The organism is Streptomyces sp. ME02-8801-2C (assembly GCF_033793965.1).
Taxonomy (GTDB): domain Bacteria; phylum Actinomycetota; class Actinomycetes; order Streptomycetales; family Streptomycetaceae; genus Streptomyces.
In genome coordinates, this window is sequence record NZ_JARAXP010000011.1 from 1 (window position 1) to 20,955 (window position 20,955).

At 71.8% G+C, this 20,955-nt stretch carries 19 protein-coding genes; 4 read left to right on the forward strand and 15 right to left on the reverse strand.

The window, feature by feature from the left end; genetic code table 11:
- Positions 1 to 405 (reverse strand): cbb3-type cytochrome c oxidase subunit I (locus PV396_RS31080; RefSeq protein ID WP_319210340.1); only part of this gene is annotated, 405 nt, incomplete at its 3' end.
- Between the two features lie 105 nt (positions 406 to 510).
- Between PV396_RS31080 and PV396_RS31085 the strand changes: the two genes are divergently transcribed.
- Complete coding sequence (locus PV396_RS31085; RefSeq protein ID WP_319210341.1) at positions 511 to 1,059, forward strand: RNA polymerase sigma factor; 549 nt, start codon at positions 511 to 513, stop codon at positions 1,057 to 1,059.
- Entirely contained in the window at positions 1,052 to 2,029 is a 978-nt protein-coding gene (locus PV396_RS31090) for a CU044_5270 family protein (RefSeq protein ID WP_319210342.1), read from the forward strand. Before PV396_RS31085 ends, PV396_RS31090 begins: the two co-directional genes overlap by 8 nt.
- A 49-nt stretch (positions 2,030 to 2,078) precedes the next feature.
- Here PV396_RS31090 and PV396_RS31095 read toward each other — a convergent pair whose 3' ends face one another.
- Positions 2,079 to 2,453 (reverse strand): nuclear transport factor 2 family protein, encoded by a 375-nt coding sequence (locus PV396_RS31095; RefSeq protein ID WP_319210343.1) that lies wholly within the window; start codon positions 2,451 to 2,453, stop codon positions 2,079 to 2,081.
- 175 nt (positions 2,454 to 2,628) lie between these two features.
- Between PV396_RS31095 and PV396_RS31100 the strand changes: the two genes are divergently transcribed.
- The gene (locus tag PV396_RS31100) at positions 2,629 to 2,925 is read left to right on the forward strand and encodes a hypothetical protein (RefSeq protein WP_319210344.1); all 297 of its coding nucleotides are present in this window, start codon (positions 2,629 to 2,631) and stop codon (positions 2,923 to 2,925) included.
- 89 nt (positions 2,926 to 3,014) lie between these two features.
- Here PV396_RS31100 and PV396_RS31105 read toward each other — a convergent pair whose 3' ends face one another.
- The 9 genes from PV396_RS31105 to PV396_RS31145 all read right to left on the reverse strand — a co-directional run bounded on the left by PV396_RS31105 (position 3,015) and on the right by PV396_RS31145 (position 14,225).
- A complete protein-coding gene (locus PV396_RS31105) occupies positions 3,015 to 4,226 on the reverse strand; it encodes a type III PLP-dependent enzyme (RefSeq protein ID WP_319210345.1) in 1,212 nt (403 codons plus the stop codon).
- Positions 4,223 to 5,971, reverse strand: coding sequence for an IucA/IucC family protein (locus PV396_RS31110; protein ID WP_319210346.1), 1,749 nt, complete (start codon positions 5,969 to 5,971; stop codon positions 4,223 to 4,225). The genes PV396_RS31105 and PV396_RS31110 overlap by 4 nt, the downstream gene beginning before the upstream one ends.
- Positions 5,971 to 7,185: an MFS transporter gene (locus PV396_RS31115; protein WP_319210347.1), complete on the reverse strand. Its 1,215-nt coding sequence runs from the start codon at positions 7,183 to 7,185 to the stop codon at positions 5,971 to 5,973. The genes PV396_RS31110 and PV396_RS31115 overlap by 1 nt, the downstream gene beginning before the upstream one ends.
- A complete protein-coding gene (locus PV396_RS31120; RefSeq protein ID WP_319210348.1) occupies positions 7,182 to 8,930 on the reverse strand; it encodes an IucA/IucC family protein in 1,749 nt (582 codons plus the stop codon). Before PV396_RS31120 ends, PV396_RS31115 begins: the two co-directional genes overlap by 4 nt.
- Positions 8,931 to 8,968: 38 nt before the next feature.
- A complete protein-coding gene (locus tag PV396_RS31125) occupies positions 8,969 to 10,156 on the reverse strand; it encodes an ATP-grasp domain-containing protein (RefSeq protein ID WP_319210349.1) in 1,188 nt (395 codons plus the stop codon).
- Positions 10,157 to 10,263: 107 nt separating this feature from the next.
- Entirely contained in the window at positions 10,264 to 11,307 is a 1,044-nt protein-coding gene (locus tag PV396_RS31130; protein ID WP_319210350.1) for an iron-siderophore ABC transporter substrate-binding protein, read from the reverse strand.
- 55 nt (positions 11,308 to 11,362) lie between these two features.
- Positions 11,363 to 12,190, reverse strand: coding sequence for an ABC transporter ATP-binding protein (locus PV396_RS31135; RefSeq protein WP_319210351.1), 828 nt, complete (start codon positions 12,188 to 12,190; stop codon positions 11,363 to 11,365).
- Complete coding sequence (locus PV396_RS31140) at positions 12,187 to 13,236, reverse strand: iron ABC transporter permease (protein WP_319210352.1); 1,050 nt, start codon at positions 13,234 to 13,236, stop codon at positions 12,187 to 12,189. Before PV396_RS31140 ends, PV396_RS31135 begins: the two co-directional genes overlap by 4 nt.
- Complete coding sequence (locus tag PV396_RS31145) at positions 13,233 to 14,225, reverse strand: iron ABC transporter permease (RefSeq protein ID WP_319210635.1); 993 nt, start codon at positions 14,223 to 14,225, stop codon at positions 13,233 to 13,235. The genes PV396_RS31140 and PV396_RS31145 overlap by 4 nt, the downstream gene beginning before the upstream one ends.
- Before the next feature lie 207 nt (positions 14,226 to 14,432).
- Between PV396_RS31145 and PV396_RS31150 the strand changes: the two genes are divergently transcribed.
- The gene (locus PV396_RS31150; protein ID WP_319210353.1) at positions 14,433 to 15,278 is read left to right on the forward strand and encodes a (2Fe-2S)-binding protein; all 846 of its coding nucleotides are present in this window, start codon (positions 14,433 to 14,435) and stop codon (positions 15,276 to 15,278) included.
- Between the two features lie 22 nt (positions 15,279 to 15,300).
- On the opposite strand, the gene PV396_RS31155 is transcribed toward PV396_RS31150, so the two are convergent.
- The 4 genes from PV396_RS31155 to PV396_RS31170 form a co-directional block, all read right to left on the reverse strand.
- Positions 15,301 to 17,061: an ABC transporter ATP-binding protein gene (locus PV396_RS31155; RefSeq protein WP_319210354.1), complete on the reverse strand. Its 1,761-nt coding sequence runs from the start codon at positions 17,059 to 17,061 to the stop codon at positions 15,301 to 15,303.
- A gap of 69 nt (positions 17,062 to 17,130) precedes the next feature.
- Positions 17,131 to 18,651, reverse strand: a complete 1,521-nt coding sequence (locus PV396_RS31160; RefSeq protein WP_319210355.1) for a TIGR00730 family Rossman fold protein — start codon at positions 18,649 to 18,651, stop codon at positions 17,131 to 17,133.
- On the reverse strand, positions 18,648 to 20,012 hold the full coding sequence (locus tag PV396_RS31165; RefSeq protein ID WP_319210356.1) for an FAD-binding protein: 1,365 nt from the start codon (positions 20,010 to 20,012) through the stop codon (positions 18,648 to 18,650). The genes PV396_RS31160 and PV396_RS31165 overlap by 4 nt, the downstream gene beginning before the upstream one ends.
- Positions 20,009 to 20,779 (reverse strand): isopentenyl transferase family protein, encoded by a 771-nt coding sequence (locus tag PV396_RS31170; RefSeq protein ID WP_319210357.1) that lies wholly within the window; start codon positions 20,777 to 20,779, stop codon positions 20,009 to 20,011. Before PV396_RS31170 ends, PV396_RS31165 begins: the two co-directional genes overlap by 4 nt.
- Positions 20,780 to 20,955 lie beyond the last annotated feature (176 nt).

A 20,955-nucleotide genomic window follows, 5' to 3' on the forward strand; every position in this document is an offset into this window, starting at 1 on the left:
GGCCGCCCCGGAGGGGGTGAGGAAACCGCCGACCGCGATCGTCGAGCCGAACAGGTACAGCCAGTAGGCGAACATGTTCAGCCGCGGGAACGCGACGTCGGGCGCGCCGATCTGCAGCGGCATGATCCAGTTGGCGAAGCCGGCGAACAGCGGCGTCGCGAACATCAGCAGCATGATCGTGCCGTGCATCGTGAACGCCTGGTTGAACTGCTCGTTCGACATGATCTGCAGACCCGGCCGGGCCAGCTCGGCGCGCATGAACAGCGCCATCACGCCACCGATGCAGAAGAACGCGAACGACGTCACCAGATACAGCGTGCCGATCGTCTTGTGGTCCGTGGTCGTCAACCACTTGACACTTCTGGGGCTCTCGGTGGTGCGGGGTTCGAGGTTGATGGTCTTCACGCCCCGCCTGTGTCCGCGCCCGCCCCGGACGTCACACTCGAAGGACGCGACGAGAATCACGGAAACGGGTGTGACGATCCGCCGAGTGCCGGACACGAGCAGAACATGAGCAACGACGAGACCTTCGCCGCTGCCTATCGCGAGCACTACTGGGCGGTCAGCCGCTATGTCGCTCGGCGACTGGACGGCCGTACCAGCGAGGTGGAGGAAGTGGTGGCGGACGTGTTCACCGTCGCCTGGCGCCGCCGAGGCGACCTGCCCGCCACCCCACTGCCCTGGCTGTACGGCGTGGCGCGCAACTGTCTGGCCAACGCGGTGCGCGGCCAGGGCCGGCGCCGTCGGCTCGTCGACCGGCTGGGCAACGACGAGACCGCGCACGGCAGGCAGGTCGTGGCGAGCCCCGACGCCGAGTCGCCGGGCGCCTGGGTGCACGAGGCGCTCGCCCGGCTCACCCCCGCCGACCAGGAGATACTGCGCCTGACGGCCTGGGAGGAACTCGCCGTCGACGAGGTCGCCGTGGCCCTGGACTGCGGTACGCGCGCGGCGGCGATGCGGCTGCACCGGGCCCGGCGCCGTCTGAGAGCCGAGATCGACCGGATACGCCCCGCGCTCGCCGCCGACGTGAACTCCCCGAAGGAACACGGCCATGCCTGACGAACTCGACCTGCTGCGCGGCGCCGACCCGGTGCCCGCCGACGGCCCCCACTTCGGCGACGGACCACTGCACCACGACGCGGAACGCCGGCTCAACCAACTGCTGCACGGCCGGGGCCCGTTCGGCCGCCGACGCCGTCGTCTGCGCTGGGCCTGGAGCCTCGCGACCGTCGCGGCCGTCGCGGTGACCGTGACGGCCCTGCTTCTCGCGGGCCCGAACACCGTCCCGGCGGTCGCCGCACCCCGCCCGCTCCTCGTACAGGCCGGCTCCACTCCCGTACCCCTGACCAGGATGGTGGAGATCGCCGACGCGGCAGCAAGCTCGGACGGCTCACCGAAACTCCGGAAGGGTACCCACGTACAGACCTGGAGCATGGGCATGTCCGAGGACAAGCCCCCGATCACCCTGCCCGTCGAGCGTGTCGTCAGATGGCGGGCCGACGCGAGCCATACGGAACTGGTCGTCGCGACCGACCCACGGCATCCCGGCCGACCGGTGCTCAGCGAGGGGGAGGACGGGATGGTCGAGGACGGCCATGTGATCAGCGAGCAGACGTTCGGGCCGAGCTGGAGCGACGCCCCGCCCGAGTCGCCGCCCCCGCACGACCCTGGGCGGCTGAAGGCCTACCTTCAGGAGGCGCAGCACCAACCCACCCCACTGACCACCCCCGAACTCCTGGACGCGGTAAAGGTGTTGCTCGACCACTGGACCCTCGGCGCGCGCGAGGACGCGGCCGTCGCCCGGCTGCTCGCGGACGCCGAGGGACTGCGGCCGGTCGGCCGGGTGACGGACCGGCTCGGACGGCCCGGTCAGGCGTATGTGTACGACGGACGCGGCTCCCGCCTGATGGTGATCATGGACCCGGCCACCGGGACCGTTCTCGGCCTGGAGAACACGGCCTCTGTCGCGGAGCCCCAGTGGGGCCTGAAGAAGGGTGACGTCGTGGACTACAGCGCCTGGGTGCGCTGATCACGCCCGCGGGCCGTCCGTGCCGCACCCTGCCCGGCCGACGGCGGCCTCAGCCGCCCTCCTCGTCCCATGCCTGCAGCACGGTCTGGTCGACGATCTTGCCGTCGCGCAGGGACATCATCGAGCCGGCCAGGACGCGGACCCCGTCCGGGTACAGACAGGACTCGGTGTAGGCGACCTGGTCGCCCTGGACGACGACCTGCTCCAGCTTGTGGGTCATGTCCCGGCTGTAGACCTCGTTCAGCATGGCGCCGATCTCGCCGCGGCCGTGCATGACCATCGGGTGGCTCGGCTGGGTCTTGTGGTCGACGACGCGCAGTTCGGCGTCGTCGGCGTAGAGCGACAGTAGCGCTGCCGCGTCCTGGCCTTCGATGCCCCGGCGCAGTGCTTCGGTGTCGAAGGTGGAGCTTGCCGCGGTGCCCATGGTGACCTCCTCCGAGGGGCGCGGCCCGATCGGGCGCGGGCCGCGGGGGGCCTCTCCTCCCGAGCGTCCTCCGTCCCGGGAAGCTCGGCAAACGCAGAAGCGGGGATGAGCCTGACGGGTGAGCGGGGCGGGGTGCCCGTGTCCGGGGGGCGGGGCGCGCGCCGTTCATGAGTACATGATCTCAACACGACGAATCGCCGCCGCCGTTGGTCTCGCCGTCGGCGTCACCGGCCTCGCCGCCCCACTGGCCAGTGCAGCTCCCGCCGCCGACCAGAACGCGGGCAAGCTGAACCCGATCGCCCAGCTCGACTCGCTCGCCGCGAGCGAGATTCCCGCCCAGTACCACGAGGACCTGCCCCGGGTCTCCCACCAGCTGAGCTCGCTCAACCGTCTGAACGACCTCAACCAGCTGCACCAACTGACCGACCTGGCCGCCCCCGTGACCGGCCTGCTGCCGGGTATCGAGGCCTGACGCACACACGCATCCAGGGTCTCGAGGACTGAAGGCAAGCGGGCCGCCCGGCCGGACCGGGCGGCCCATACGCATGTCGTACGCGTGTGCTATTTCGATCGACTTTCTGGCACCGGCTCCGTGCCCAGGAAGTGGAAACCGGGTCTCGGGTGCATCAGGAAGTCGTGGTGGGAGATGTTCCACGCGTAGGCGCCCGCCAGCGAGAACAGGACCCGGTCGCCCGCCCGCAGTCCGGGCGCCGGGACGCGCCGGGCCAGGACGTCCTTCGGTGTGCACAGCTGGCCCGCCAGTGTGACCAGCGAATCCTCGGCCGCAGGGCGTGGCCACGGGTGCGGCCAGCTGTCCACCGGCAGCACCGTGCAGGGCTGGTCGTGGCCCTTGGCCGCCGGGGTGCGCAGATGGTGGGTGCCGCCCCGGACGACCGCGAACTCCTCGCCGTGGCTGCGCTTCACATCCAGCACCTCGGTGGCGTACCACCCGCAGTACGCGGTCAGCGCCCGGCCCGGCTCGATGCGCAGGGTCAGTTCCGGGTACGCCTCGGTCAGTCCCGCCAGGCCTGCACCGAACGCCGCCCAGTCGAACAGCGCGGCCGGGGCGGCGTAGTCGACGGCCATCCCGCCGCCGACGTTCACCTCGGTGAGAGGCACCCCGAGCGCCGCCGCCCAGGTGACCACGGACTCCGCCACCGCCAGCTGCTCCCGGGGGCCGAGCCCACTCGCCAGGTGGGCATGGATTCCGCGCAGCTCGAGCTGTGGGTACGTCCCGTCCGTCAGCGCCCGCAACACCGGCGCGGCCCCGGCCGGGTCCAGCCCGAAGGGGGTCGGCCGGCCGCCCATCGTCAGCGAGCTGCCCGCCAACGAGCCGTCGGACACCGGGATGTTGACCCGCACCAGCACCGCCACCCGGCGCTCGGGGCCGGCCTGGCGTGTCAGCTCGGCGAGCATACGCAGCTCGTGCTCGCTCTCGACATGGAACCGGTCGACACCCAGCTTCAGCGCGGTCAGTACCTCGTCCGGCGTCTTGCCGGGCCCGCCGAACGCCAGCGGCCGGCCCGGCACCGCGTCGGCGACATGGGAGAGTTCGCCGCCCGAGGAGACCTCGTAGCCGTCGACGTACGGCGAGAGCGCCGCCAGGATCTCCGGCTCCGGGTTCGCCTTGGCCGCGTAGTACAGCTCGACCCGCTCGGGCAGCGCCGCCCGGACCATCGCCGCGTGGGCGCACAGTTCCGTCAAGTCGTAGATGTACGCCGGGAGTTCGGTGGCGGGCAGGGACAGCGCGAAGTCGCGCACGGCGAACGTCATCGGGTGCTCCGGGTGGTGTCGCGCAGGATGTCCTCGGCGAGCGGGGACGGCAGCCGAACGTATCCCGCCTCGCGGTCCGCCTTTCGTTCCCAGCGGGTGAGCAGATTGGCCTTCGCGGGCAGCGGCACCCCGGCGAGCAGTGCGGCCAGCCGGGGCGGGCGGTCGAAACGGTCGGCGCAGGACTGCAGCGTGTCGCGCACTCGCCCCCACAGGGCGGCCTCGGCCTGCGGGTGCAGGTCGGCCAGGGCGGCGAGCAGCTCGGCGATGTGGTTGACGAGCAGGCAGTAGACGACCCGGTCCCAGCCGCGCTGCGCGTCGTACGTCATCGGGCCCGCCACCTCGGCGGGCATGGCGGTCAGCGTGTCGGTGTGGTGCTCGGGGACCAGCTTGGTGCCCTCCAGGTCGCGGAAGAGCACCTGGACGGGGCGGCCGTCGGCGTCGACGCAGATCAGCACGTTCTGGAGATGCGGTTCCAGGACCAGCCCGTGGTCGAAGTAGGCGGCCAGGACCGGTGGGACCAGCAGTTCGAGGTACGCCGACCACCAGTCGAGGGCCGTGTCCGCGTCCGCGTCGGACAGCAGTCGGGAGATGTGCGCGGGGCTCGAGGGGTATTCGTCGGCAACAGCCGCCGCGAGCAGGGGAGTTGCTCCCGGGGCCAGGTGGCGGGGGAGGCCCTCGCGGACGATCACGCCGAAACCCTCGAAGAGCTCACGGTCCGCGGTGCCGTCGGGTCCCGGCAGGGCGAGCGTGCGGTAGGCGGGCTCGCGGAGCACCGCGCTGCCGGGGAAGCGTCCGGCCAGATCGGTGAGGGCCGGGGCGAGGGCCCGGGTGAGGGCGACGGCGCCGGACAGTTCGTAACTGCTGTTCTTGCGCAGGCAGTTGGTGATCCGCACGTTCAGGCTGAACTTGAGGAACGTCTCGCCGTCGTACAGGGTGCGCACCGACGCGGTGGCGGCGAAGGGGCGGCCGCCCGGGCCGAGGTCCAGGATGTCGCCACGCTCCAACGCGGCCCGCAGCAAAGGGTGTTCGCGCAGAGTGTCGTACTGCCAGGGGTGCGTGGGCAGCAGCCGGTAACCGTCGGGGACATCGGTGCGCTGGCCGTCCAGCGCGGCGGCGGCCCAGGGGGCGGCGCACTCCTCGGCGATCAGGTCGGCGCGGACGGCGAGGTGCCGCAACGGGAAGACGGCCCCGGTCTCCGGTGCGTACGCCGACCAGGCGCGCGGGTCGCCGGTGCGGGCCTTGGGGGTGGGGTGGAAGCGGTGTCCGAACAGCAGGGACTGCTCGGAGGCCAGGTAGGCGGAGAGATGGTCGGCCGCCGGTTCGGTGGGGCGCTCCCCGGCCAGGGCGGCCGTGACGGCCTGGTGGCTGGAGGCGATCTGCGCCAGGAACTCGTCGTTGGGCTGCCCGGTGCGCAGGGTCAGCTCGTCGCGCGTGTACTCGGCCAGTCGGCGCCAGTCCACCACGCCCCAGCCGTCGTCGGCCCGCTCGCTCACCGGGCCGGTGAAGCGGTGGGCGCCCAGGAGCGAGGTTCGGCGCAGGCCGACCCGCAGGAGAACTCCGCGGCGGGGCAGGCGCAGCAGCAGGTGGCCGTCGTCGACGACGGTCTGGCGTTCCGGGCCCGACACCTCGCGCAGCAGGCAGTTGAGGAGGGTGTGGGTCACCACGTCGTCGGCGGTGGGGAGTTCGACCGTGGTCGGATCGGTGGGGGCGGCGGTGGTGTCGGGCGAGTCGGTCAGCGAGGGCATCAACGGCTCCAACGGGCGCGGTGCGAGTGGGGGTTGAGGAGGAAGGGGGCGGCGAGCACGGTCAGTACGGCGGCTCCGCTGCCGGTCAGCACCGGCGCGGCCGGGCCGAAACGGGCGCTGCCCGCAGCCGCGGCGAGTCCGGCGGCGACCGCTCCGGCCTTGGAGAAGAACTCCAGCGACCCGAACATCCCGCCGGGCGCACGGCCCTTGGCGCAGTCGGCGGCCAGCACCGACAGCGACACCAGGCCGAGCGTGAGCCCCGCCCCGAGGACCAGCCGTACGGCGATCAGCGCGGACAGCGAGTCGGCGACGCCGTGTCCGGCCAGACCGAGGGCGATACAGGCGAAGCCCAGGACGATCCCGGTCCGGGGCCGGTCCCGGACCGCGGCGTGCACCGCCAGCGCCGACACCAGATAGACCAGGTGGGGGAGGGCGAACAGGACACCGGACAAGGTCGCCGACGTGCCCGGCAGTTGGTCCTCGACCAGGGAGATCAGATAGGGGAAGGAGATGACGGTGGAGAACACGAACGCGAACTCCAGGGCGTACAGGGTGCGCAGGGAGACCACCGGTGCGGACGCGGGCGCGGACACGGTGGTCCCGGGTATGGACTCCGCCGGCCCCTCCTCGCTCGGCTCCGGCAGCGCGGCGAGCAACAGGGCGGCGGTCAGCGGGAGTACGGCCAGCAGCGCGTACTGGCGGTGCGGCGACAGCCAGCCGGACAGGGCACCGACGACGATCGGCGCGACGACCAGGGCGGCCCGGGCGCTGCCCTGCATCAGCGTGAGCGCCTTCGACAGGGCGGACCCCTCCAGCGCGGCGCCCAGATAGCCGTTGGAGGCGGCGAAGGTTCCGCCGAGGACCCCCTGCAGGATCAGCGCGACGGTGAACGTTGCCAGGGAGTCGGCCCAGCCGGCGAGCAGAAAGGCGACGGTGAGGCCCAACTGAGCGCGCAACAGTAGCCGTTTGCGGCCGAAGCGATCGGCGAGCCGGCCCCAGAAGGGGGCGCCGAGCGCGCCGAAGACCGTGGGAACCACGTACAGCACCCCGGCCCAGCGCGCCGAGCCGTCGCCGAACTCCGGGAGGATCTGGGTGAGATACGGGGGCAGTCCGAGGGCGGCGAACGACGCGACGAAGTAGCAGCCGGCCACCGCGTGCACATGGCTGCGGCCGAACGAGGAGCGTCTCGGCAGACGCCAGGCCTCGGCGCTCATACGGCGTCGCCTGTGTGCTGAATGGCCTGGGCGCCCGCGTGGAGAAGGTAGTTGGGGCCGGTGGTGTAGTGCTTGTTGATGTCCGCTGCGCCCGAACGGTCCTTGCTGAGCAGGGTTCCGGCGCTGACCATCGCCTTCACGGGCAGGTGCGGCGCGTCGAGGATCCGGGTGCGCAGTACGGCGGCGGCCGTACCGCCGAGCCGGTCGACGGCCTCGCCGAGCCGGTCGCGGACCAGCCTCAGCAGCGTGGGCAGCGGGGCGCGGCCGTGCCGGGCGAGCCCGAACGCGTAGGCGCCCGCGCACAGATGGACGGTGATGGTGGCGAACACGTCCGCGACCGGATCGTCCTCGGTGCCGTAGGTCCGTTCGTCGTCGAAGCCCCACGGCCCCGGCAGGACGCCGGCGAGCCGCTCGGTGTTGATGCGCGGGCCGTCGTTGTCCTTGAACAGCAGCCGCACCCGGCTCGGTTCGGGCCCCAGGACCAGTGAGACGTTCTGCTGGTGCGACTCCAGGGCGATGCCGTGGCCGAAGAGGGTGGTCTGCCAGTCGAAGAGGAGAGTGAGGCACGCGTCCAGCAGGGCGAGCGGGTCGCCGGCGTGGAAGCGGTCGGCGAGATGGTCGACGACCAGCCGTCCGCCGGGCGCCTCGGCGAGGAGGGCCGCGAGTGGGACGACGGCGGCGTTGTCGAGACCGGCAGGGTAGCGGCGGCACAGGACGGCGAGGAGTTCGTGTCCGGCGTGCGCGTACGTGGTCTCGTCGGCGTGCAGGACGGTGTCCCGGAAGCGGGGTTCGCGTCCGACGACCCGCTCGACCAGCCGCTGCCCGGCGGCGCCGTCGACGAGTGTGCCCGGCTTGATGGAGCGCCGGTTGCGCAGCCCCAACGTGGCTGTGGCGAGGGGGAGTTTGAGATGCAGGGTGGGATCGGCGGCGACCGCGACGGTACGCATCGACAGCGTCGGGACCACGTCGAGGTACCCGTGCTCCGCGAGCCGGGCGCGTTGCGCGAGGCCGGTGACGCGCAGTGCCTCGTCGAGCGGGGCGCCGACGGTCAACGGGTGCACGGGCAGGGCGAGATGCGTGCCCTCCAGATCCTCCATACCGAGGGTCGCGGGCGTCGGCCAGACCTCGGGCAGCGCACCCGTGAGGGTCACCGCCTCCCGGGGCACGGCGAGCCAGCGCAAGGCGAAACGAGGGTGGAACTCGGGCGCATACGCGCGCAGTTGTTCTTCCGCCAGCCCGGACCGGCCGCGTGCGGTCGGATACACCGGATGGTCGATACGGGCCGCGAGGGTGTCGTACGCCAGGGAGGCATCGAGGCCCGTCCAGTCGGCCGGGTCGGCGCCATGACGAACCGTCAACTGGTCGGCGGCCTCCACGCGGGTCGCGGCGTGCAACCGCAGGGTGGCCAGGGTCTGCCGGCACTCCTCGGTGAAGGCGTCGAAGCCGTCGCGGTCCACGGGGTCGGCCAGCGCGCGCAGCGCGGCGAGCACGGTGTCGTACGAGGTCAGCTCGGCTCCGTCCGACTCGCGTACCAGCAGCGGGAGTCGGGCGGCGTACTCGCACTGGAAGCCGTCCTCGGTGAGCGGCAGCAGCAGGGCGTGGTCGCCGGGGGTCGCCAGGCGGAGCCACAGGCCGTCCGGGCGGTGTGTGAGCGTGCCGAGGGTGCGCAGGCCGACGACGTCCTCGCGGAGCAGCGCACTGAGAACGCGGGTGAGCAGCTCCGCCTCGGCGGCGTCGCTAGTCATGGTTGCGGGAGCGGGAGCGGGAGCGGGAGCGGTGGTGGTCACGGCTGGACCTCCCAGCGCTGTGCCGCCAGGAACTGCGCCGACACCCGGTCGACCGTCGACTGGTCGGTGCCGGTGGCCCGCAGCACGCCCACATAGTCGCGGTTGGTGCGGTACAGCTCGTGCCGTTCACCCACCGCACGCAGCGGACGGTACGTCAGAATCACGCCGTCGACGGTGAGTTCGGTGGCCGCGGGAGCCGAGGTCAGGATGCCCGCGCGGTCGGCGCACGGGTACTCGAGCCGGGCCGCACCGCCCTGGCGGACACCCAGGTCGGCCGGGAGAGGCTCGCCCAGGTGGGTGCGCAGGATGTGCTCGAAGAGGGGGATCTCCAGCAGCCGGGCCAGCAGCAGATCGACCTGGTCGCCGATGGCACGGTAGTTGACCTCGATGATCCGGGCGCGCCCCTCGTGCACCACGAACTCGGTGTGGCACGCGCCGAACCCGACGCCCAGCGCGTCCAGTTGGGCCAGTATCTGGTCGACGACCGGCTCGGGATGGTCGGGGACGAAGACGAGCCGTTCCTCGATGAAGTACGGCGGCGGCGACAACTCGGTGTGGAAACCGCCCAGTACGTGCCGCAGCTTGCCGTCGCCGAGCGTCTCCAGGGTGTACAGCTCTCCGGGCAGATACTCCTCGACGACCAGTACGGCACCGGGCCGCCGCGCGAAGATCTCCTCGGCGCGGATGCGAAGCTGCTCCGGGTTCTCGACGCGGACCACGTCCTCGCTGGCCACGCCCTCGCGCGGCTTGATGACACACGGGTACGGCGCGGCCTGGGCGACGGACTCGACGGCGCCGGTCCCGGTCAGTTCGGCGGACCACACGGTGTCCGCGCCCGCGGCGGCGAGCCGGCGCCGCATCTCGGCCTTGTCCTTGCAGGCCAGCGCGGCCCGCCAGTCCTTGCCCGGCAGTCCGAAGTAGTCGGCGGCCAGGGCCGCCTGGGTCTGGAGGTGATCGCTGTTGCTGAAGACGGCGTCGGGCCGGTGATGCGTCGAGATCCGGGTGACGACGGCCCTGAAGTCACGGACGTCGCACTCCACGATCTCCACGTCCGGGTACACGGCCCGGTGGGCGTCGGGCTGGTCGGTGAGGACGGTGACATCGAGGCCGAGACGGGCGGCGGCGGGCAGAAAGCCTTCGGTGACGGAGTCGGTGGGGTTGCGGGCGAGCAGGTAAAGACGCATGGCGTGTGGAACAACTTCCGCTAGCGGGTGGGGGGTTGTGGCCCGGGTCGAGGACCCGGGAGCGAGGCGCGTGCAGAAGGGCGCGCCCCGCTCCCGTACAGCGGGAGTTACTTCTTCGGGAGCTCCACACCGGTGGCCTTGGCGACGTCCGCGAGCATCTGCTCGGCGGCCTGGACCCCGATGCCGGACATCCAGATCTCGTCCGGGACCTCGAAGACCTTGTCGTTCTTGACGGCGGGCAGGCTCTTCCAGACCGGGTTGGTGACGACCTGCTGCTTCTGCGTCTTGTCCTCGGTGTCGGCGGCGGTGACGAAGATCAGGTCGGCGTCGGCCTGGTCGATCTGCTCCGGGCTGACGTCCTTCATCGTGACCGTGGGGTCGGTCGAGACCTGCGACTTCGGGCGGACCAGACCGATGTCGCTCAGGACGACACCGCTGTAGGAGTTGGACTGGTAGAGCCGGGTCGGACCGGCGATGAAGCGGACCACGGACGCGGTCGGCATGGTGCCCTTGTTCTTCGCCTTGATGGCCTCACCGAGCGCCTTGGCCTGCGTCTCGTACACCTTGAGCTTGGCCGCGGCCTCGGTCTCCAGGCCGAGGGCCTCGGCGTGCACCTTCAGGTTCTGCTTCCAGACGCCGCCGGTGGTCTCCGTGAAGACGGTCGGCGCGATCGCGCTGAGCTTGCTGTAGATCGCCTCGTGACGGACCTTCGAGGACAGGATCAGGTCGGGCTTGAGCGAGGCGATCAGTTCGAGGTTCGGCTCGAGGAGCGGACCGACGTCCTTCGTGCCGCTCAACTCGCCCTTCAGGTACGTCGGGAAGCCGCCCTCGGACTTGAAGTGCGGGGCGACAGCGCCGACCGGGTCGACACCGAGGAGGGTGACGTCGTCCAGCTCGCCGGTGTCGAGGACGACGACCCGCTTCGGCTTGGCGGGGATCTTCACGTCGCCCATGACGGTCTTGAGGGTGCGCGGGAATCCGGCGGTGTCGGCGGCGGCCTTCGTCGAGGTGTCCGTGCCCTTGCTGTCGGAGTCACCGCTGCCGCAGGCGGCGAGCACGGCGGTGCCGAGTACGACGGCGAGCAGGACCGCGATGAGTCTGCCCAGACGGCCGAACCGGCTGATTCCGGGCAGGGGAGAGCTGTTGTGCATGGGGGGCAGGTCTTTCTGTCGACAAACGGTGAACGGGAAACGGTGAGCGGGTGTGTCACGCGGTCGCGGCGGTGTGCCGCAGCGCGCTGCCCTTGGGTATGACCAGCGGGGTGCCGGTCTCCGGGTCGGCGATGACCCGGCAGTCCACGTCGAACACGGACTTGACGAGCTCCGCGTCGAGCACGTCGGCGGGTGGGCCGGCGGCGGCGAGTCGGCCGTCCTTGAGGACCACCATGTGGTCCGCGTAGCGGGCGGCCTGTCCGAGGTCGTGCAGCACCATCACCACGGTGCGGCCTGCCTCGGCGTGCAGGTCGGCGACCAGATCGAGTACGTCGAGCTGGTGCCGCAGATCGAGGAAGGTGGTCGGTTCGTCCAGCAGGAGCAGCTCGGTGTCCTGCGCCAACGCCAGGGCTATCCAGGCGCGTTGACGCTGACCCCCGGAGAGCCGGTCCACGGGCTGGGCACGCAGCGCGGTCGTGCCGGTGCGCTCGAGCGCTTCGTCGACCGCCCGCTGGTCGGCCGTCGACCAGGGGGCCAGCAGCCGCTGGTGCGGATACCGGCCGAGCCGGACGAGCGCCTCGACGGTGATCGCCTCCGGGGTGACCGGCTGCTGCGGCAGCAGCCCCATCCGCAGGGCCAGCGCCTTCGCGGACATCCGGTGGATGTCGGAGCCGTCGAGGGTGACCGTGCCCGAGGCGGGGGCGAGCAGTCGGCTCAGTCCCCTCAACAGGGTCGATTTCCCACAGGCGTTGGGGCCGACGATGGCGGTGACGGCGCCGCCCGGGAGAGTCAGGTCGAGCCCGCCGACAACGAGCCGGTCGCCGTAGCGCAGGTCGAGGGCCTCGGTGCGCAACTCGTTGGTGGTGTCCGGCCGGGCGTTCATGCGTGACTCCTGTGAACGGACTTGCTCTGACGGAACATCAGCACCAGCAGCCAGGGCGCGCCGAGCGTGGCGGTGACCGCGCCGACGGGCAGTCCCTCGACGGGCAGCAGATGCTGGACCACCAGGTCGGAGGCGAGCAGCAGGACGGCCCCGGTGAGACCGGCCAGCGCCAGTGAGACGGCGGTCGGCGGGCCGGTGAGGAAGCGGACGATGTGCGGCACGGCGAGTGCCACGAACGTCACCGGACCGGCGAGCGCGGCGGCGAGGGACGCCAACACGACGGCGATGAACAGCAGTTGGAATCGTGCGGCGGACGTGTTGAGCCCGAGGGCGCCCGCCGAGTCGTCCCCGAGGTCCAGTACGGCGAGCCGTCGGTGCAGTACGAGGGTGACGGCGAGCGCGGCCACCATGGCGCCGCTCGCTCCCCACACCTCCGTCCACGTCCGCCCGTACACCGAACCGGTGGTCCACTGGAGCGCCGAGCCGGCCAGCTCGGCCGGGAAGCGCACGATCAGCAGGTTCACGGCGGCGGCGAGCCCCGCCTGTACGGCGAGCCCGGTCAGCACCAGCCGGGTCACCGCGACCCCCGAGCGCCAGGCGAACACGCCGAGCAGCAACGCGGACAGCAGTCCGCCCGCCAGCGCGCCCAGGGGGATCAGCGCCTGGGAGGCCCCGGCCGCGAGGAGCGACACCGCGCCGAGCGACGCCCCGCCGGTCACGCCCATGACATCGGGCGAGGCCAGCGGATTCCGGAACAGCCGCTGCAGCACACACCCGGCGACCCCGAGCCCCGCCCCGGCGACGAGCGCGGCGAAGGCGCGCGGCGCGCGGAACTGCTGCACCACCAGCACGTCCCCCGAGTCCCCGACCCCGACCAGCGCCCGCAGCGCGGTACCGGCCGGCATGCCCATCTCGCCGGTCGTGAGGGCGACGGTGAGCAGGACGAGGACGGCGACGACCCCGCAGCCGGCGTACAGCAGCACCCGGCGGCTCGGCCGGCTTCGGGAACCGGACGTCGTACGCGCGAAGTGGGCGGCGACGGTCATGAGGCCACCTTCCGTGCCAGCAGCGCCAGCAGTGGCGCGCCCAGGAACGCGCTCACGATGCCGACCTCGAGTTCCGAGGGGCGGATCACCAGTCGGCCGAGGACATCGGCCGAGAGCAGGAGCAGAGGGCCGGCGATCAGACAGCCGGGGACCAGGAGGCGGTGGTCGCCGCCCACCAGGGGGCGTACGAGATGGGGTGCCGCCAGGCCGATGAACGCGATCGGGCCCGCCACCGCGACCGCCGAACCGGCGAGCAGGACGACCGCGACACCGCCCGCGAGACGGATCCGGGCCACCGGGACGCCCAGTGCCTGCGCCGAATCGTCGCCCAGGGCAAGGGCGTTGAGGGCTGGGGAGACCGCGAGCGCGACCAGGAGGCCGATCAGCAGCGTGGGCAGTACCGGCCAGAGGGTGTCGAGAGTGCGTCCGGAGAGGGAGCCGGCCAGCCAGAAGCGGGCCTCGTCCAGGGTGCGCTGGTTCAGCAGCATGACCGCCGACGTCCAGGACAGCAGGACGAGTTGGAGGACCGTGCCGCCGAGGGCGAGCCGTACCGGGTCGATGTCGCCCGCCCGGCGGGCCAGCGACTGGGCGAGAAGGGCGGCACCGGCAGCGCCCACGAAGGCGAACCACACGTACTCGACCGGGTCGTTCAGCTTCAGCGCGAAGATGGCGACCACCACCGCGAATCCGGCGCCCGCGTTGATGCCGAGGGTGGTCGGCGACGCGAGCGGGTTGCGGGTGATGCCCTGGGCGAGGGCCCCGGCGACCCCGAGCGCCGCACCGACCGCGAGCCCGATGACGGTACGCGGCAGCCGCAGCCCGGTCACCACGAGCGCGTCTCTGCCCTGGGCGTGGCCGAACAGCGCGTCGGCCACGGTCGACAGGGGCACCGAGCGCGCGCCGAGGGCGAGGCTCAGCGCGGAGCACAGGGCCAGGGCCCCGAGTCCGCCGAGAAGGATCGGGATGTGCTTCAGGGCGCGGAAGGGCACACCGGTCGGCGCGCCCCGCTGGGTCGCAGTCACGAGCCGGGAGCTTAGGTTAGGCATGCTTTACTTTTCAATCAGCCATGAAGGGCCTGTGACGTGCACGGTCCTTGATCGTCGAGATGAGGGCATGCCTGGTTACCGCCTTGCGATCTCGCTAGTAAGGTAAGCCTTATCTAACCCTATGTGGGGCCCCTCTGTGCAGGAGTACCGATGAGCGTCACCCTGGAGACCACGCCGACCGCCGCCGTCGCGCTCGTCCTCGGCGGCGCCTACAGGCGGCTCACCGACGTCTGCGGGGTGCTCGCCGCGGAGGTCGTGGCACCGGGCGCGCCGGGCGCTCAAGTGGGTGTTCCGGCAGCAGAGTTGACGGTGAGTCAGGAAACCCTCGATGCCTTTGTCGGGGCCGAGGCGGCGCGGATCCAGGAGCGCTACGAGCACACCGCACGCCCTCATGTCGCCGCGTCCCGCGCCCTCCACGACTACGCCTGGTCGGTGAGCCTGCTGATGAGCGGCGTCTGGTATCTGGAGCGCCGCGTGCCGCGTATCCGGCCCGAGGATGTCCGCCTCGACCTCGCCACCGGCGTGTACAAGATCACACCGGGATCCGCCCTGTCCTGTCTGCCCGGCGACCCAGCCGCCGCGCTCCCCGGAGTCACGGTGCTCCCGCACGAGGAGGCGCTGCGCGCCGAGTTGCGCTCCGCCGTCGCCGACCACATGGCCCCGTTGCTCACGGCGCTGGGCCCGGTCGCCCGCCGGGGCTCGCGCGCCCTGTGGGGCATGGTCTCCGACGACCTCGTCTCCGGGATCTGGTACCTCGGGCGGGTGCTCGGCCAGGAGGACGACGCCGTCCGCGCGGCCACCGACCTGCTGCCCTCCGCAGTCTCCCCGTACCCCGGTGGCGCCGAATTCCGCCACCTCACCGACACGGCCGGGCACCGCCACCCGACCCGCACCCGCGCCGGCTGCTGCCTCTACTACACGATCCGCCCGGACGAGGCCTGCTTCACCTGCCCCCGCACCTGCGACACGGAACGGCTGCGCAGGCTGGAGAGCTGAGCGCCGACCGACCCGCGTGCCCTCAGCCGGCCGTCGCCAGGAACTGCGTCGCCGCCAGCTCGGCGTACAGCGGGTCCCCCGCGACGAGTTCGCGGTGCGTGCCCACCGCACGCACGCGCCCCGCGTCCATCACCACGATCCGGTCCGCCATCGTGACCGTCGACAGCCGGTGGGCGACCACCAGCACCGTCGTCGTACGGGCGACGTCCGCGACCGTGTCGCGCAGTGCCGCCTCGTTCACCGCGTCCAGCTGCGAGGTCGCCTCGTCCAGCAGGAGCAGCCGGGGGCGGCGCAGCAACGCGCGGGCGATGGCAACCCGTTGGCGCTCGCCGCCCGACAACTTGGTGCCGCGATGCCCGACCAGGGTGTCGAGCCCGCGCGGCAACCGGGCCACCAGACCGTCGAGCCGGGTCGTCTTCACCACATGCGTGACCGCGTCCTCGTCCGCCTCCGGGCTGCCGAGGAGCAGGTTGTCGCGCAGCGAGCCCGACAGGACGGGCGCGTCCTGCTCGACATAGCCGATCGCGGAACGCAGTTCGGTCAGTTCCCAGTCGGCGGTGTCCCGGCCGTCGAGCGTGATGACACCGGACTCCGGGTCGTAGAAACGCTCGATGAGCGAGAACACGGTGGTCTTGCCCGCGCCGGACGGGCCGACGAACGCCGTCATGCCCCGGGCCGGCACGGCGAACGTCACCCCGTGGTGCACGTACGGAAGGTCGTCGGCGTAGCGGAAACGGACCTCCTCGAAGGCGAGTGCCGCCGGTTCGGCGTCGGGGGCCGGGAGCGGCACGGGGTGGGCCGACGAGGGTTCGGCGGGCAGGGCGAGGGCCTCCTGGATACGGGTGAGGGCCGCGGCGCCCGTCTGGTACTGGGTGATCGCGCCGACGACCTGCTGGATCGGCGACATCAGATAGAAGACGTAGAGGAGGAACGCGACCAGAGTGCCGACCTCGACCGCGCCCGTGGCGACTCGCGCGCCGCCCACCGCGAGCACCGTGATGAAGGCGATCTGCATCGCGAGACCGGCCGTATTGCCCGCCGCGGCCGACCACTTGGCGGCGCTCACACTCTGCCGCCACGACTCCTCGGCCGCCGCGTGCAGCCGCTCCTCCTCCCGATGCTCGGCGCCGGACGCCTTGATCGTGCGCAGCGCGCCCAGGACCCGTTCCAGCGAGGCGCCCATGACACCGACGGCGTCCTGCGCACGCCGGCTCGCCTTGTTGATACGGGGGACGATCACCCCGAGCACGGTTCCCGCCCCCACGATCACGGCGAGGGTGACGCCCAGCAGCACCGGGTCCACGAGGCCCATCATCACGACCGTCGCCACCAGGGTGAGACCGCCGGTGCCGAGGCCGACCAGCGAGTCGGTCGTGACCTCCCGCAGCAGGGTGGTGTCCGAGGTGACCCGGGCCATCAGATCGCCGGGCTCCGTCTTGTCCACGGCCGGAATCCGCAGCCGCAGCAGATAGGAGGACAGCGCCCGCCTTGCGCCGAGCACCACCGACTCGGCCGTGCGCCGCAGTACGTACGAACCGAGCGCGCCCAGCGCCGCGTTGGCGACGACGAGCGCCGACATCAGCAGCAGCGCCCCGGTGATCGTCCGGTCGTGGGACAGGTCGTCGATGAGCCCCCGCGCGACCAGCGGCAGCGCCAGCCCGGCGGCACCCGTGGCCAGCGACAGCAGGGCGCCCACCAGAAGGGTCCATCGGTGCGGTCGTACGTAGCCGAGGAGCAGCCGCCAGGCGGGCGGCGGACCGGCGTTCGGCTCTGCGATGCTCACGGCGCTCCTCGGGAGGCAGTCGGGGCGGGCATTCACCCTACGTCGACGGCGTGGGGAGGTGCGGTGCCCCTACCGTCGCAGCGTCCGCCAGTCCCGGGCCGTCGCGAGGATGACGGGTGCCGTGTCGTCGTCCGGCAGACAGCCGTCGAGCAGCCCGGCCAGCACCTCGCCCGGGCCGAGTTCGAGATACGTGCCCACCCCGTCCCGCGCCAACAGGCCGACGGAATCGGCGAATCGGACCGGCTCGCGCAGCTCCCGCACCCAGAACTCCGCCGTCGCGGCCTCGCCGCCGACCGGCTTGCCCGAGATGTCGGAGACGAGGGGCAGGCGCGGGGCACGCAGGTCCAGCGTCTCCAGGGTGCGCCGGTAATCGTCGAGGACCGGGTCCAGCCACGGCGAGTGCGCGGCCACATCGGTGCGCAGCGCCCCCGTCCGCCGACCGCGTGCCTCCCACTCCTCCCGTACGGCACGCACCGCGTCCTGGTCGCCCGAAACCACCACCGCCCGGGACCCGTTGACCGCGGCGACCACCACACCGGGCCGCGCGCGGAGCTCCTCCGGGGACACCTCGAGCGCCGCCATCGCGCCTCCGCTCGGCAGCGAACCCATGAGCCGCGACAGGGCGCCCACCGCCCGGCAGCCGTCCGCGAGCGAGAACACCCCGGCGGCATGGGCGGCGGCCATCCGCCCGGCCGAGTAGCCGAAGAGCACGTCCGGACGCACACCCCAGCTCTCCAGCAGCCGGTACTGCGCGACCTGGAGGGCGAAGATCGCCGGATTGCCGAACGCCATCCGGTCCAGCAGGGCAGCCGTCCGCGTCCCGGCCTCGGCGAACATCACGTCCAGCAGCGGCACGTCGAGGTACGGGTCGAGTCCCGCGCACACCTCTTCCAGTGCCGCCGCGAACACGGGGAAGCAGTCGTGGAGTTCACGCCCCATCCCCGGCCGCTGCGACCCCGCGCCCGAGAACAGGAACGCGGTCCGCCCACGAAAAGTCGCAGGAGCCGGGGAAGTTGGCACCTCAGAAGCCTCCTCGTCGGACAACCGGCAGCCTGACTCGACAAGTTGCTCGACAACCTCCTCTGCCGACGTACACACGACGATCCGCTCCAGGTCCCCTGGATGCAGAAATCCCTCGTCCCGCGCGTGCTCGAGAAAGGCCAGCAGCGGACGGTAGAAGCCGCACGGGTCGAGCAGCAGACACGGCTTGCGGTGAATGCGCATCTGCGCCCAGGCGAGCGCCTCCAGCAACTCCTCGGCCGTACCGAGCCCGCCCGGCAGCGCCACGAACGCGTCGCCCAACTCCGCCATGCGCGCCTTGCGTTCATGGATGTCCGCCACGACCTCCAGCTCGCTGAGCCCCTCGTGCGCGATCTCGTACGGCAGCAGCCGGCGCGGTACGACTCCGGTCACCGTGCCGCCGCCGTCGAGCGCGGCGTCCGCGAGGGCGCCCATGAGTCCGGTGCGGGCGCCGCCGTAGACGAGACGCAGGCCCACCTTCGCGAGGGCGTGGCCCAGCGCGGCGGCGGTCTCCCGGTGGGCGGGGCGGTGCCCGGGGGAGGCACCGCAGAAGACGGTGACGGAGGTCACGGCCACAGTCCGTACCCCCGGGTGAGGACGGAGTGCGGGTCGTAGCGGTTCTTCGCGCGGGTGAGGGTCTCCCAGGCGGGGCCGAAGTGCGCCCGCCAGTCCCCGCAGGTCATCGGCAGCGCGCTGGTCGGGTGCAGGACCCCGCCGAGCTCGCGTGCCCGCTCGTACAGCGCACGGTTGGCGGCGACCGCCTCCCGTACGTTCTCGGGGGCGCCCGGCGGCGCCGTACGCATCAGGGAGAGCAGGCACAGGAGGTCACCGGGCGGCCTGCGCAGCAGCGGGGCACGCAAGGTCCGGGAGGTGAGCGGACGCAGCTGGACCACTCCGCAGGCGCGCAGACCGCTCTGCGCGTGGTCGGCCAGCACCGTCGGGACGAAGCCGGCGGCGGCCTCCTCCGGGAGGAGCAGCGTGAGCCAGGGATGCGGGCGCTGCCACTCGCCCGTGGTGCGCAGGATCCGCTCGTCACGGTCCATGCGCCGCACGAACTCCTCGTACGAGAGGTTCTCGATCTCCTCGGTGTTGCGGTCGTGTGCGAGCCCGCCGGTCAACAGGGTGTCGTCGCAGGGCAGTTGTCGGGTGTGCGGGACCACCGCCTCGATCATGTAGTCCCAGGTGCCGCCGAGCGCGGGCCGCGCCTGGCCGCACACATGGCTGAAGCGGTCGTCGCGGGCCAGTGCGCGCTGGTCGGCGAAGAAGGTGCCGGGGGAGTGGTGGTAGAGACGGAAGCGCCGGACCAGGGTGGGTGCGGGGACCAGCTCGAGGGTGGCGCTTACGATCACCGCGCACTGGCCGAGTCCCGCCAGTACGGCGTCGAACAGGTCCGGGCGGCGCTCGCGCGAGCAGGTCACCAGGTCACCGGCGCCGGTGACCACCTCCAACTCCCTCACGTGGTCGGCGACCAGGCCGTGCCGGTGACTCGACCCGCCCAGGCCGCCGGTGCTCAGCAGTCCGCCCACGCTGCCGCCGAGATGGTCGGGGAGCACGGGCGGGGTGAGCCCTTCGGCGAGGGCGGTCCGGACGACCTCGCTCCAGCTCGCGCCCGCTCCGGCGGTCAGCGTCCGCGTGGCCGGCGCGCAGCGCACCTCGTCCAGGGCGCTCAGTTCGACGACGAACCCGCCCTCCGCCTGGCCCTGGCCGTAGACGGAGTACCCACCGCCCCGTGCGGTGACGGGCAGACCCCGGGGCCCGACCAGCGCGACGAAGTCCCGCAGAGCGGCCACGGACGGGGGCGCGAACACGCCCAGCGGCCGTGAACCGACGATATGACCGAAGTCGTCGGCGGCCGGGCCCGCGTCGGCGGTGAACTCCGGGAACGGAAACAGGGAATCCGGCCGGGTGATGACGCCGGTTGCTTTCTTCACGCGGCACGCTCCAGCACACTCGGATCGAATACCGGGACCGGGACCTGTTTTTCGAAAGTTTCGGTGAACACGCGACTCTGCAGAATGCCGTGCTCCGCATGCCGCAGGGCGATGAGGGAGGCCATTCGCGACCGTATCGGGTCGGGCAGTGCCTGTTTGTGAATGGTCTCTACATCCAGTGCGTACTTCGCACAGCATTCGAGGACGGCCTCGAAACCGTTCACGGACGCCGCGAAACGCCGTTGCCGGGGATCGGCCCAGAGCTCGGCCAGCTCCTCCAGCAGGCTGCGGTCGGGGGTCGGCGGGGTGAGCATCGTCAGCGCCCTGCGAGTGAGCGCCTCGACGTAGTCGCCGTACGCGGGCAGCGGCAGCACCTGTACCGACAGCTGCCAGGGGAGCGCGGCGCAGCGCTCGGCCAGTACCTTCAGCAGAGAGATCGAACCGCCCTCGACGATCACGAACCGGTGCCGCGCGCCCAGTCGTTCGACCAGGTCGAACAGGGAGTCGGCGGCCGCGACCGCGCCGAGGTCGCCGTCGGGGACGGTCCGGTCCGCGAGCCAGTACCGCCGCACATCCGGGGCCTCGCCGCCGGCGCGAGCGCTGGTGGTGGCCAGGTCGGTGAAGCACTGGAGCCGGTCGGCGACGACGACCGGGGCTCCGGTGGCCCGGGCCAGATCATTGGCCGCGGCACTCTTGCCCGCCCCCGTCGGCCCCGCGATCAGATGGACAAAAGGACGATTCGTGCAGTCCTCCGGGATACCGGCCATCGGCACTTCCCTCCCGATCCGTGCGACTCGTTTCCATGAAACCGCTGTTGAGTACGGACAAGAAAAGCACGACGTGACACGGGTCAACACCACCTGCCCGCCTGGTCGGGGCAAAGAAACAACCACATTTTCCCGCAGTTGTTAAAGGCGGGAAAACGCTGCTTGAGTGGGAGAAT